Genomic DNA, 12,596 nt, shown 5'->3' with positions numbered 1-12,596 from the left:
CTCCTCGCTAGCGCAGCCAAGTTGTGACCACTCAGCGAACAGTGTCGGCCAACCTCGCCCTGGATTGTCAGAGCGCTCTGTTACACATGAGTCGAGTTGTCCGGCGTGATCGAAGGAGTCCGTGTGTCTGAGCTGGAGGATCTGTCCCAACCTGCCGCGGGCCTGTACGAGCAACTGATCACGCTCCGTTTCGAACAGAAGCTTCAGCAGCTCTCCCAACTTGGCTGGCATCCGATGAGCGAAGCCGTGGGTTCGGAGTCGGTCCCTCACGTACTTGCGCGACACGTCTCACACACCGTGCGCCACGTTCTACAGAACTTGCCGGCCGAGGAGCGCGTGCACGCGGCCAACCACATCCTGGAGTCCATCAGCACGCTGAAGGGCGCCCAAGAATGGGTGGACCTCGTCGCAGACGGCCCTCAGCAGCTCCTAGCGATCACGCGGCAGGAGGCGCCAGGAGTCTTCGCCGTACGCCCCGGCATCCCGCTCTCAGATACCGCGCTCCTGACCAACTCACCCGAGGACCCCAGCCTCGGATTCGAACTGCGCGCAGAGCTCGCTACGGCCGACCGCGTAGATCTCCTATGCGCCTTCGTCAAGTGGCACGGACTGCGGGTCATCGAGCGGTCCTTGCGGGCAGCTCATGAGCGAGGTGTACCGATAAGGGTCTTGACCACGACGTACATCGGCGCCACTGAGCGGCGAGCGCTGGACCGCTTGGTCGAAGAATTCGAAGCCGAGGTCAAGGTCAACTACGAGACCCGCTCAACACGGCTCCACGCCAAGGCTTGGCTGTTCCGACGGGACAGCGGCTACGACACCGCGTACGTCGGTAGCTCAAATCTGTCGAAGGCCGCTCTCCTCGATGGTCTGGAGTGGAACGTTCGCTTGTCCTCCGTAGCCACGCCCGATGTGATGCGGAAGTTTGAAGCAACGTTCGAGTCGTACTGGAACGACCCGTCCTTCGAGGCATACGACCCTCACACTGATGGCGAGCGTCTGCAAAAAGCGCTGGCAGTGGCTGGCGGTGCGCCATCAGTAGACCGCCCCATCACACTGTCCGGCCTTGAGGTACGGCCGTATCCCTACCAGCGGGACATGCTCGAGCGCCTCCATGTCGAGCGTGAGGTACACGACCGACACCGGAACCTCTTGGTAGCGGCAACCGGCACGGGCAAGACCATCATGGCTGCACTTGATTACAAGCGGCTCCGCGAGAGACACAAGCGCGATTTGCGCCTGCTGTTCGTAGCTCACCGCAAGGAGATCCTGCAGCAGTCATTGCGGACCTATCAGGAAATTCTGTTCGATGCGAACTTCGGAGAGTCCCTGCACAGCGGTGAGATCCCGGAGCGCTGGATACACGTCTTCGCGAGTGTTCAATCGCTCAACGCACGGACACTTGATCGTCTCGCCCCCGATCACTTCGACGTCATCGTGATCGACGAGTTCCACCACGGAACCTCACCGACTTACCGGAAGATCATCGATCACTTCCGGCCGATGGAGCTGCTGGGCCTGACTGCCACGCCAGAGCGCATGGACGGCAAGAACATTCAGGACGAGTTCTTCGATGGCCGTATCGCCGCAGAGATGCGGCTGTGGGAAGCCCTGGACAACAAGCTCTTGTGCCCCTTCCACTACTTCGGCATCAGTGACACCACTGACTTGAGCGATGTGGAGTGGAAGCGCGGATCGTACGACGTGAGCTCGCTCAGCAACGTCCTGACGGGCAACAAGGTCCGCGCTGGCCTCGTCATTAAAGCCGTCAAGGAGAAGGTGGCAGACCCACACCGCATGCGTGCCTTGGGGTTCTGCGTCTCCGTCGCTCATGCGCACTTCATGGCGGAGTGCTTCCGCTCGGCTGGCTTTAACGCCGTCGCGGTGTCCGGGGAGACGCCGGCCGATCAGCGCCGGCAAGCGCTCGCAGACTTGAGGTCGGGGACGCTCCAGGTGGTCTTCTCGGTCGACCTCTTCAACGAAGGCGTCGACGTCCCGGACGTGGACACCCTGCTCCTCCTCCGTCCGACCTCGAGCGCGACTGTGTTCCTTCAGCAACTCGGCCGTGGACTACGGCGCTCCGAGAACAAGGCCGTGTTGACCGTGCTGGACTTCATCGGTCAGCACCGTAAGGAGTTCCGCTTCGAGAACCAGTTCCGGGCCCTCACGAACCTGACGCGCAAGCGACTGCTGGACCACATCGAGCATGACTTCCCGAAGCTCCCCTCAGGCTGCGAGATCGTGCTGGAGGAGAAGGCGAAGCACACCATCATCGCCAGCATCAAGGACCAACTCAGCGTCAACGTGACCACGCTGGCCCGTGAAGTCGCCGACTACGGCGAGCTCCTCCTCGGCCGCTACCTGGAGGAAAGCGGCCGAGAAATCAAGGAGGTATACCGAGGGACCGGGAACTCCTGGACCGGGCTGCTCCGCCGCTCCGGCCTGATGGACCTTGAGGCACCTGGAGGAGAGGACGCCCTCCTCAGGCGCATGCCGGCGTTCCTGCATGTCGACGACCCTCTGCGGGTGAAGAGATACACCAGCATGCTCGAAGACGATGCCGTCTCCTACAGCGACCTCGATGAGCAGGGGAAGGCATACGCCCGCATGCTGTTCTTCCAGCTATGGCCGCTGGGCGGTGTCACCAGGAAGGGCTTCGCAAGCTACGACGCAGGGTTTGCCATGCTCCGAAAGCAGCAGGCCTTCCGTAGCGAGCTGCGCCAAGTCCTGGCGTACAACCTGGCCCACACTGAACACGCACCCATCCCCCTCCTCGGCGTGACCGGCGACCGGGGTATCCCGCTGACCGTGCACGCCTCCTACAGCCGAGAAGAGATCCTCCCTGCGCTCGGACAGGCGGACATCGGAGGGTTCATGCCCGGCGACTTCCGTGAGGGCGTGAGGTGGTGCGAGTCGATTGCGACGGACGCGCTCTTCATCACCCTGGAGAAGGACGAGAAGGACTTTTCCCCTCAGACCCGTTACCACGACTTCGCACTGAGCGAGACGCAGTTCCATTGGGAGTCCCAGAACCAGACCTCCGAAACATCCCCGACCGGGCTGAGATACCAACATCACGCCACCCAGGGCAGCCAGGTACTGCTCTTCGTCCGCCGCTACAAGACCACCGACATAAACGGTGCTCAGCCATGGATGCTTCTGGGACCTGCCGAGTACCAGAGTCACGAGGGCAGCAAGCCGATGGCCATCACCTGGAAGTTGAAGCATGAGATCCCGGCGGATGTGCTGTCGTACGCCAAGGCGGTAGCGGCGGGCTGACCGTCAGCGGGAGGCGCGGGTCGCCTCCCGCTCGGCCTCGAAGTGCGCCTGTGCGCGGTCCAGGATCTCGTCCGTGTCATGGCCGTACGTCTGGAGCCAGTGCAGCAGGTCGGCGATGACGTCGATGGCGGCTGCTTCTGCCGCCATCGCACCCAGTCGACTACGCCGGGAAGTGCTGAACAGCTCGCCGTCACCGTAGGAGCTGAGAACCTTGGCGGCTCTTGTGACGCGCACACCAGCATGCCCATCAGGTGCGGCAGGAGTGGCGACAAGCTCACACCACGTCACCTTGCTGTTGTCGTACAGTTCGACGCCCCAGCGTTCCGTCAGGGCTTCGACCAGCGCCATGCCTCGTCCGCCTTCCGCGTCGTCACTCGCCTCTACGAGCGTGGGAAGTGCACGAGCGTCCGGGTCTCGTAGTTCGATGCGGAGGCGGGCTCCCCTCAGGGAGACAGTGAGGTTGACGGGGGTGCCGCAACCGACGTGCGTGATCACGTTGGACACGAGCTCGCTGACACACAGTTGAGCCGAGTCGCTGAGCTCTTGCAGCCCCCAGTCGCTCAACCGGGCCCGCGTAAGGCCACGCAGGACTGAAACTTCCTTTGGCTCGGCAAGGAACGGGATCCCCCAAGACGCTAGGGGGATGTTGGCGAATTCGTCCACGGTTCTACTCCTACCTGGGACACGATGGTCACGCCTTGCAAGGTGACCCATACTGAGAGTTGCACTGAAACTCTCAAAATGGAACTCTCATTAGCGACCTGCTGGAGCGCGCTACTGCCGTACGCGCCCCCGGCGCACACCGTCTGACTGCTCTTGTCAGCGGGCGGGCATGACCATTCGACAAGCAAGAAGGGCTTGAGGCATGGCAGTCGGACCCACCACCCGGAGGCGTCAACTGGGCGCCGACCTGCGTCGACTCCGTGAACTGAAGGGGCTAACGCTGGAGGAGGCGGGAGCCCGAGTCGGTATCTCGAAGGCAACTCTCAGCCGCTACGAGACCAAGGAGGGCACGGTCAAGTGGCCAGCCGTCGACGCCCTGTGCCGTGAGTACGGAGCGACAGACGAGGAACGCCTTGCACTGGTCGAACTAGCCAAGGGCGCCAAGATCCAGGGCTGGTGGCGGTCCCTCGCCGACCCCATCCCCGAGTCCATGAACCTCATGCTCACTCTCGAAGACGAGGTCGTACGCGAGGACCACTACGCCTGCATGTACATCCCCGGCCTGCTCCAAACCCGCGCGTACGCCGAAGCCGTACACCGGGCTTCAGAGGTGCGGTGTGAGGAGCGCGAGGTCCAACACATGGTCGACATCCGCATGAAGCGTCAGGAGTTGTTGGACCGCCAAGAGCCACCACGCATCTGGGCCGTGATCGACGAGGCAGCGCTGCGGCGGCAGGTAGGCGGCCCGGAAGTCATGCGGAAGCAACTGCAACACCTGCTCGCCTTGGCTGAACGCCCGCACATCAACGTGCAGGTCCTACCTTTTGACCGAGGCGCTCACGCAGCGGCTGTCGGTAGCTTCGCCTTCCTACGTGGCCAGGCTCCCGAGCTGGACGTCGTGTACGTGGATCTCCTCGGCGGTGGGTTGTTCATGGAGAAGCCGGAGGAACTGGAGCGTTATAAATTGGCGTTCGAATACCTCAGCGCACAGGCACTCGACTTTGAGTCCTCCACCGATCTCATCGACCGGATCAGCAAGGAGTCCTGATGACAGCACTGCCACAGCCCACCTGGTTCAAGTCCTCCTACAGCGGCGGCAGCGGCACCGAGTGCGTGGAATGCGCCTTCGTCGACGACGGCACGCTCATACGCGACTCCAAGAACGTGGAAGGCCCTGTGATCGCAGTAGGCCACGACGCCTGGGCATCCTTCGTGCAGACGATCTGGGGAAGTAAAAGCCGTTGAGGACCATCGGCGACATCCGGGCCGCTCTGCGGTCCGGGCACGGCTTCCCCGGTGACCGGGAAACCTTTGAAGTGGATCTCCAGCGTGCGTTGGAGGCCTCCTCGGAGGTGGACCTCGATGCAGTCGCCGCGGTGATCGTCGACTACCGGGGGCGGATCCGCCTCTGCCAGGACCCGGACTTCGGCATCGCCGTACAGGAGGGCCTCGTCCTGGCGGCACAGCTGAAGCAGAAGAATCCACGCGCGTGAGCGGTGTGATGGCGGCCGTCACCGTGCGGGGGTGAACGACGTGCTCGGGTCAGCCCAGTCAGCAACGGCCAAGGGCGGTGCGTACGTTGTTGAGGCCCTCGACTCGCCAGTGGGATCGGTCGGGCATCTGGTCGGCTGTGCGCCAGCGCCAGGCTGAGAACATCGCCCAGTTCAGGGCGCGGCAGCGGTGGGTCAGGGTCTGGTCGGCTCCCGGGTAGTGGGCTGCCACTTCTTCGGGCGCGTGGGCCAGGTCGAATTCGATCGGGCCGCGGCAGCATGTGGCGAGGTCCACGAAGAGGGGGCCTCGCCTTGTGTTCAGGAGATTGCCCGGGTGGGGTTCGCCGTGCAGCAGCTGGTCGGCGACCGTGTCGGAGCTGATGGCGGCGCTCAGGTCGGTGAGGGTGTCGCGGAGGAGTGTGCGGTCGGGGTCGGGCAGGTCGGGGGACTGCTCGCGGTCGTTCACCGCTCTCAGTGCCGCGGTGACCCGGTCGGTGAAGTGCGGTGCGTCCAGATGGGTGCGGCGCAGGGCGGCGTGGTGCCGTAGGAACGCGGCCGCGTAGGCGGCCGGCGCGGTCTCCGGTCCCATGGGTTCGTAGTAGGTCCACAGGGAGATGGCGAAGGTGTCGCGTACGTGGACCCTCGGGGCTACGCGGGGGTCGAGTTCGGCCACCGGAGCGCCGGTGCCGGTGAGGCGGCGGGCGACCTCCACCTCGAACTCCGAGTCGGCCAGATGTCCCGGGGGTGCGACCCGGGCCAGGGTGTCGCAAGGGAGCAGGCGCAGTGCGACGCGGTCCGAGTTGTGGATGACGACCACGTCGTCGACCGCGAGGCCCAGGTCCGACGCCGTAGCCCGTGCCGCCTCGACAGCTCGGCGGAGTTCCAGCGGTTCCATGCGGTCCCCCTCGTGGGCTCTCTCGCGTTTCCGCGGGAGATCTTCCTCCGGCCCGGCGAGTCCCGGCAACGCCTTTTGGGCCGACCGGGCGCCTGGGGCACCGCATGCGGTGTGTGGACGGGCAGGGCAGTGCCGTTGTCCTGGGACTTCCGTACGGGTCGCACCAGTGCGTCCGGTTCGGCACCGCGGTCGGTGAAGGCCGCCGTGTCACGCGGTGATGAGCGCGGGAGCAGGGCTGCTCCGCGGAGTCGGTCGTCCCCGTCGTGGTCCGTACGGCCTTCCCTCGGCTCCGCCTACGCGTCAGGGCCTGAGCAGTCCGCTTGCAGTGCGTCCGCGCGTCTCGTCAGGTCCGCCGCGATGTGGTCCCAGTCCGGACCGTGCAGCCATAGGCTCTCGGCGGCCTCGCGCATCAGGGGCGCGTCGTCGGGGCGTTGCAGCAGCGCCAGTCGGTAGGCGAGGTTGCGGATCCGGACGGGCAGGTGGCCGTCGACGAGGTGGGGGCAGAGTGCGTGCAGCATGGTGAGGATCGCGTCCGCGTCGGCGAAGGTCAGCTCCTCGACGAAGTGGCGCTCGTCGTGGTCGAGGTCGCACTCCGGTGCGGGGCGGTACTCGTCGCCGTAGAGGCACCGGGCGTGCTCCGTCAGGGTGCTGTGCATGAGACTCGACCTTACGGTCCCCGGTCCTCGGTTCGCCGGGCGGGAGCCGGTGCCGTGACCGGGAGGGCCCCGCGTTTCCGGAAAAGGGGCCGTAGGACGGACTTCGCCGCGGACGGACTGGTATGACTGGCACATGCATGAAGAGACCGCGCAGGCCGCGATCGACACGTTCCTCTCCGCGTTCAACGCCTCGGACGACAGCTATGTGACGGGGCTGCTCTCCCAGGCGCTGACCTCTGACGTCGTCTTCTGGGGGCCGTTGGGGCGCAGTGAGGGGATCGAGGCGGTCGAGCGGTTCGTGCTGGACATCCGGCGGCACCCGGCGGGAACCGGCACGATGGTGCGCTGCTCGGCGGTGGACATGCCGGACGAGTGGGCCCGGTACCAGTGGGTCTTCACCACTCCGGACGGTGGCCCCCGCCTGGCGGGAACGGACGTCGTCCATCTGAGGCGGAGCCTCATCGACCAGGTCATCGTCTTCGCGGGAGAGATCGGGCCCTCCGCGTCCTGAGCCGTCCTCGGCCCGGTCCGCTCCTGTCCGCAAGGGCGGCCCTCGGCCGCACTGATCGCCGGCGGCGCCCGGGCGTCTACTCCACCATGCGCTCCGCGTCCTCCGGCACCCAGGGAAACGGCACGTCGGGCCATCGTGCGGAGGCCCACGCGTCGGCGCCGCCAACCTGGCGGCACGGCTGAAGCAGGAGGATCCACGCGCGTGAGCGGTGTGATGGCGGCCGTCACTGTGCGGGCTGCCCGGTGAGCGAGGGGGGTGGGAGAGGCGGCGCCGGCCGACGGAGCCCGCGAAGAGCAGGAACGGTCGCGTCACACCGCCCCGGCGTCCACCCGGTACACGATCTTCCCGTCGAACTCGGTGAAGCCCAGCGTCCGGTAGAAGGCGCGGGCGTGGGGATTGTCCCGGTCCGTCATCCACTCGACCCTGCTGCACCCGGGCCGGGCCGCCGCCAGGGCGCGGAGTTCGTTCATGAGGCGGGAGCCGACGCCCTGGCGGCGGAGCGTGTCACGGACGTAGAGCTCCTTCAGGAACAGTGAGTGGGAGGAGCCCGCGGCCGGCCAGAGGAAGGAGTAGGCGGCGAGGCCGGCCAGTTCACCGGCCGCGTCCTCCACCACCAGTGCGGACGCGAGGGGCGGCGAGCCGAACAGCGCCTCCTCCACCTGTGTCCGGCGTTCCTCCAGCGGCTGGATGCCGGTGGATCCGTAGAACCGCTCGATCTCCTCGATCAGTTCGGCCAAGGCCTCGACGTCCCGCTTGTCGGCGGGGCGGATCGTCACGGTCATCGACAGCTCCTGTTCCTCGGTCTCTTCATTCGCCCGCATCCACGGATGGTTCCGGCACGGTGGCACGGTCCGGGCTCAGGTGCCAGCCATGGTGCCGCAGGGAGCCCTGGACATGGCGGATGAGGTACTCGAGGTCCGCGCAGTAGACCGACGGGTTGCGGTAGCCACGGGCCGTGCTGAAGCGGTGCGGGAGGTAGCCGCCGCCGCACACCTCCAGCAGTGGGCACGCCCGGCACTTCTCGGCGAGCGTGGCCGTTCCGGTCCTGCGGTGTGCGAGCTTCGGGTGCCGGCGTACCGCGTCGAAGGAGTGCCGGTGCACGTCGGCGTCGAGCCGGGAGGCGCCTTCCTCGACGGACCTCAGGGTGTCGACGTCCTCGATGGTTCCGTCGGACTCGATGACGATGCTCGCCGACGGGGCCAGCCCGAGGGTCTCCACCGAGCTCCGCACCCCGGAGCTCAGGGCCACGATGTCCTCCAGCATCCGGACGCTGTGCCGGTTCCCGTCACCGGCCAGCCAGGCGTCGTACACGCGGCTCATCCAGATCCCGTACTCGGGCAGGCCCGGATCGTTGCGGTGCGGCGGTTCGTCGTGGGTGGCGTGCGGCAGGTTGAAGTCGATCACCGGAGGCTCGAAGGAGGCCAGGTGGTCATGGACCTCGCCCGGTTCGTTGGCCAGGTCGACGACGGCCAGCAGGCCCGCGAACAGGTGCGGGCGGGAACGCAGCAGCTCAATGCCGCGTACGGCGGACGAGACGCTCGAACGCTGTGAACGCGTCAGCCGGTGGCGGTCGTTGGCGGCCTGCGGCCCGTCCAGGCTGACGCCCACGACGACCCCGTACTCCTCGAAGAGATCGAGCCACTCCTCCGTGATCAGTGTCCCGTTGGTCTGGAGCTCGAAGTGAACCGTCGTGGCGGTGGGGATGCCCTCCCGTACGGCGGCGAGCAGGGCGGCCGTATGGCGGGGGCCGGCCAGTAAGGGTTCGCCACCGTGCAGGATCACGTGTACGGCGGACAGGCTGTGCGCTGCGGCGTGTTCGCCGATCCGGTGGGCGGCGGACCGGGCCACGGCCGTGCTCATCCGGGCGGGCAGGTGCCGCCATGCCTGGTCGGCGGAGTTGAAGACGTAGCAGTAGTCGCAGTCGATGTTGCAGCGGTTGGCGACCTTGAGGATGAAGGCCGTGAAAGGCGCGGCGTCTTCGCTGTGAGCCTTCAAGCGGGTGTGCTCGCAGCGGGCCACGGCCGGGTGAGGGAGGCGGCGTGGCCGCTGTCGGCCGTCCGTGCGGCTGCGGCGGCCCGCTCCGTTTCGAGCCGCTGCCGCACACGGGACTCGACACGGGCCAGAACGGCACTTCCCTGCGAGGGGTCGCCGTCCGGTGAGGTCGCGGCGTGCGGGGCGGACGCTGGCGGCATACGGCGCTCCTCGGGGCGTGACCACCGGTGGGTGGCGAAGGGCGGTATCAGCTCGAAAGGTAGCAGCGGCGGGGATGTCCGGGGCACGGAGAATCCGGCCATGGTTCCCGGTCAGCCCGTTTGCGCGGTAAGCAGCGCCTGTACGGTGTCGGCCGCGGTGTCCGCGCCCAGGCGCCGGAAGATCTCCAGTGCCTGGCGCAGTGATTCCGCAGCACGCGCGGGGCCCTCGGTCATGCGGTCGCAGCGGCCCACGCCTTCCAGCGCCCGCCCTTCCTCGAGGGGACAGCGGACCTCCCTGGCCAGGCGTAAGGCGTCCGTGTAGTGGCTGCGGGCGGCCGTCGGGTCGCCGGAGGCGCGCAGCAGGTCTCCGTAGTGGTTCAGGACCTGGGCCTCACCGCAGCGGTCACCGAGGGCGCGCAGGATCACAAGGCTCTGCCCGAACGCCGTGGCGGCGTCTTCTTCCTCTCCTGCCAGCGCGCGTGCTGCCCCCAGTTCTCCCAGGGTGGCTGCCTCTCCGCCGCGGCTGCCGAGTTCGCGGTAGGCGTCCAGTGCCCGTTCGAGCAGGGTGACGGCCTCGGTGGCCCTGCCCTCCGTCCGGTCGAGTGTCCCGAGGTGGCGGACGCTGTTCGCGTGGCCGAAGCGTTCTCCGAGCTCCGTGTAGTGCTCCAGGGCCTGGTCGTGCATCAGGCGTGCCTGGGCGAAGTCGCCGGTGAGCCGGTGCACGACACCGAGTTCGTTGAGGGCGTAGGCCTGGTGGACGCGGTCGTCGAGGGAGCGGTAGATCTCCAGCGCCTCGTGCTGGCAGCGCGCCGCCGCCGCGTAGTCGCCCATCAGGCCGTGCACGATGCCGAGGTCGCGCAGCGAGTTGGCTTCTCCGTAGCGGTCGCCCAGCTCGCGGTAGAGCGTCAGGGCTTCGCTCTGTGCCTCCACGGCCGCGTCGAAGCGGCTGCTCTGCCGGCGCACCATACCGAGGTCGGCGAGGGCGTTCGCCTGACCGAGCCGGTCACCGGCCTCACGGTAGAGGCTGAGGGACTCGGTCTGCGCCTCGGCCGCCGCCTCGTTGTCGGCGATCATGTACCGGACGATGCCGAGCTGGTTGAGGGCTTCGGCCTTGCCGCGTTTCTCGCCCACCGCCTCGTACTCGGTGATCGCCTGCTCCAGGGCTTCGATCGCTTCGGGGTAGGCGGCCATGAAGCGCCGGATGACGCCCGACTCGGTGAGCGCCGCCGCCAGTGCACGGCGGTCGCCGGTCTGCCGGGCGGCCTCCGCTGCCGTTCGGTGGAGGCCGACGGCCTGGTCCCACGGTCCGGCCTGCCGCAGGAACGGTGCCATGGCCGCGGCCATGCGGACCACCAGTTCGTGCAGCCCCAGCCCGTTCGCACGGCGGATGCAGGCCAGGACATTGGCCCGCTCGTCCTCCAGCCAGCCCAGTGCCTCGGAGCGGGACGTCAGAGGCGGCGTCTCCAGGCGGGCGCCGCCGTCGGGGACCGTGGGTGCGGGGGCGCCGCCCCGCAGGATGTGCCGGTTGGCCGCGGCGAGGGCGGTCAGGTAGTAGGTCCCCACACGCCGCACTGCCTCGGTGTGTTCCATGGTGCCTTCCTCGTCGGCGAGAGCGCGGGCGTAGTCGCGCAGCAGATCGTGCAGCCGGTGACGGTTTCCGGGGTGTTCGTCGATCAGGTGGGCGTCGTACAGGGCATCGAGGTGCTCCCGCGCGGCGCTCACCGGGACCGCCGCGAGGGCCGCCCCCGTAGGGGCGTCGAGGTCGGTTCCGGGATAGCAGCCGAGGCAGCGGAAGAAGTGCTGCCGTCCCGGTTCCAGATCCCGGTACGACAGCTCGAAGGTGGCCGCGATGCCACGTTCCCCGGCCCTGAACTCGCCCAGCCGGTCACCGGCGGCCACCAGCCGTGAGCGCAGGTCCCGCACGCTCCACGACGGGTGGTGACGCAGTCGTGCCGCGAGCAGCGAGATGCCGAGGGGGAGGTGTCCGCACTGCGCGGCCAGCTCCTGGATCACCCCGCGGTCGAGTGATTCCGGCGGCCGGCCGCTGAGTCGTACGAAGAGGTCGACCGCGTGGTCCGGCGGCAGGGCGTCCACCGACACGACCACTTCCTCGTACGCCGCCAGCCGCTTCCGGCTGGTCACCAGGACGAGACAGTCACGGCCTCCCGGGAGCAGCGGTTCCAACTGGCGGTAGCTGACCGCGTTGTCCAGGATGAGCAGTGCTTTCCTTCCGGCGAGGCGGCTGCGCCACATCGCGGCCCGTGCCTCGGCGACCGCGCCCTCGTCGTCGCCCACGGGGATCTGCTGCGACGGCACGCCGGTCGCCGCCAGCAGCGAGGCCAGGGCTTCGGTGGCCTGCACCGGAGCGCGGCCTGTCGTGTGCCCGTTGAGGTTCACGAAGAGCTGCCCGTCCGGGAAGCGCTCGGACAGCACGTGCCCCGCGTGGACGGCGAAGGTCGTCTTGCCGACGCCGGGCATCCCGTCGATCACGTGGACGGGCAGGGCGGTGCCGTTGTCCTGGGACTCCCGCACGGATCGCACCAGTGCGTCCAGTTCGGCACCGCGGTCGGTGAAGGCCGCCGTGTCACGCGGTAAGGAGCGCAGGACCAGGGCTGCTCCCGGGGGCTGTGTTCCGTCGTCCGGTCCTGGTGAGGGAGCGCGTGGTGCTCCTGTGGGTGTGCCGGTCTCCGAGAGGGCCGCCAGGAGCACGGACAACCCGACCATGGCAGCGCCGAGTACGACGAACGACAGCCAGGCGTGCTCCTGCAGCCATCCGAGCCAGCCCGGCCACTGCGACTCGGACACCGCGTTGGTCACGAGCCCCACGAGCATCGTCGTCACGGCACCGCCGGCGGCGACGACGGCGATCACCGCCCCGCGCCGCGCCCTCATCCGCGGGCCGTCCACGCG

General features: G+C 67.7%; 12 protein-coding genes. 5 read left to right on the top strand and 7 right to left on the bottom strand.

The features are described 5' to 3' along the window. Positions 1-123 precede the first annotated feature (123 nt). Positions 124-3,279 carry a DUF3427 domain-containing protein gene (locus ACH5AO_RS03585; RefSeq protein WP_398921365.1) on the top strand — a complete coding sequence of 1,052 codons (3,156 nt, stop codon included), beginning with the start codon at positions 124-126 and terminating at the stop codon, positions 3,277-3,279. A gap of 3 nt (positions 3,280-3,282) precedes the next feature. On the opposite strand, the gene ACH5AO_RS03580 is transcribed toward ACH5AO_RS03585, so the two are convergent. After that, entirely contained in the window at positions 3,283-3,942 is a 660-nt protein-coding gene (locus ACH5AO_RS03580) for an ATP-binding protein (RefSeq protein WP_398921363.1), read from the bottom strand. Positions 3,943-4,144: 202 nt separating this feature from the next. Here ACH5AO_RS03580 and ACH5AO_RS03575 point away from each other — a divergent pair, with 202 nt between their 5' ends. The 3 genes from ACH5AO_RS03575 (at position 4,145) to ACH5AO_RS03565 (ending at position 5,435) form a co-directional block, all read left to right on the top strand. Beyond that, positions 4,145-4,990 carry a helix-turn-helix transcriptional regulator gene (locus ACH5AO_RS03575; protein ID WP_030868785.1) on the top strand — a complete coding sequence of 282 codons (846 nt, stop codon included), beginning with the start codon at positions 4,145-4,147 and terminating at the stop codon, positions 4,988-4,990. Further along, positions 4,990-5,187, top strand: coding sequence for a DUF397 domain-containing protein (locus tag ACH5AO_RS03570; protein WP_030868782.1), 198 nt, complete (start codon positions 4,990-4,992; stop codon positions 5,185-5,187). The genes ACH5AO_RS03575 and ACH5AO_RS03570 overlap by 1 nt, the downstream gene beginning before the upstream one ends. A 71-nt stretch (positions 5,188-5,258) precedes the next feature. Then, positions 5,259-5,435, top strand: coding sequence for a hypothetical protein (locus tag ACH5AO_RS03565; RefSeq protein WP_398921361.1), 177 nt, complete (start codon positions 5,259-5,261; stop codon positions 5,433-5,435). A 58-nt stretch (positions 5,436-5,493) separates the two neighbouring features. Here the strand turns inward: ACH5AO_RS03565 and ACH5AO_RS03560 are convergent, their stop codons facing one another. Continuing rightward, positions 5,494-6,327 (bottom strand): phosphotransferase family protein, encoded by an 834-nt coding sequence (locus tag ACH5AO_RS03560; RefSeq protein WP_398921359.1) that lies wholly within the window; start codon positions 6,325-6,327, stop codon positions 5,494-5,496. A gap of 293 nt (positions 6,328-6,620) precedes the next feature. Continuing rightward, a complete protein-coding gene (locus tag ACH5AO_RS03555) occupies positions 6,621-6,983 on the bottom strand; it encodes a hypothetical protein (RefSeq protein ID WP_398921356.1) in 363 nt (120 codons plus the stop codon). A 133-nt stretch (positions 6,984-7,116) separates the two neighbouring features. Between ACH5AO_RS03555 and ACH5AO_RS03550 the strand changes: the two genes are divergently transcribed. Further along, positions 7,117-7,494 (top strand): hypothetical protein, encoded by a 378-nt coding sequence (locus ACH5AO_RS03550; protein ID WP_030868772.1) that lies wholly within the window; start codon positions 7,117-7,119, stop codon positions 7,492-7,494. A 308-nt stretch (positions 7,495-7,802) separates the two neighbouring features. Here the strand turns inward: ACH5AO_RS03550 and haaN are convergent, their stop codons facing one another. From haaN to haaT, 4 genes are all read right to left on the bottom strand, one after another. Then, complete coding sequence (haaN, locus tag ACH5AO_RS03545; protein ID WP_398921353.1) at positions 7,803-8,315, bottom strand: cyclophane-containing RiPP N-acetyltransferase HaaN; 513 nt, start codon at positions 8,313-8,315, stop codon at positions 7,803-7,805. Continuing rightward, a complete protein-coding gene (locus ACH5AO_RS03540; protein WP_398921350.1) occupies positions 8,302-9,489 on the bottom strand; it encodes an FxsB family cyclophane-forming radical SAM/SPASM peptide maturase in 1,188 nt (395 codons plus the stop codon). The genes haaN and ACH5AO_RS03540 overlap by 14 nt, the downstream gene beginning before the upstream one ends. Continuing rightward, a complete protein-coding gene (gene haaA / locus ACH5AO_RS03535) occupies positions 9,486-9,686 on the bottom strand; it encodes a HaaA family cyclophane-containing RiPP peptide (protein WP_398921348.1) in 201 nt (66 codons plus the stop codon). Before haaA ends, ACH5AO_RS03540 begins: the two co-directional genes overlap by 4 nt. A gap of 111 nt (positions 9,687-9,797) precedes the next feature. Further along, positions 9,798-12,578: a cyclophane-containing RiPP biosynthesis TPR protein HaaT gene (gene haaT, locus ACH5AO_RS03530; RefSeq protein ID WP_398921346.1), complete on the bottom strand. Its 2,781-nt coding sequence runs from the start codon at positions 12,576-12,578 to the stop codon at positions 9,798-9,800. Between the last annotated feature and the right edge of the window lie 18 nt (positions 12,579-12,596).

Origin of the sequence: Streptomyces sp. NPDC018964 (genome assembly GCF_044390325.1) — a bacterium.
Classification (GTDB): domain Bacteria; phylum Actinomycetota; class Actinomycetes; order Streptomycetales; family Streptomycetaceae; genus Streptomyces.
The sequence above is the reverse complement of the archived record's forward strand: the minus strand, read 5'-3'. Positions and strand labels throughout refer to the sequence as shown.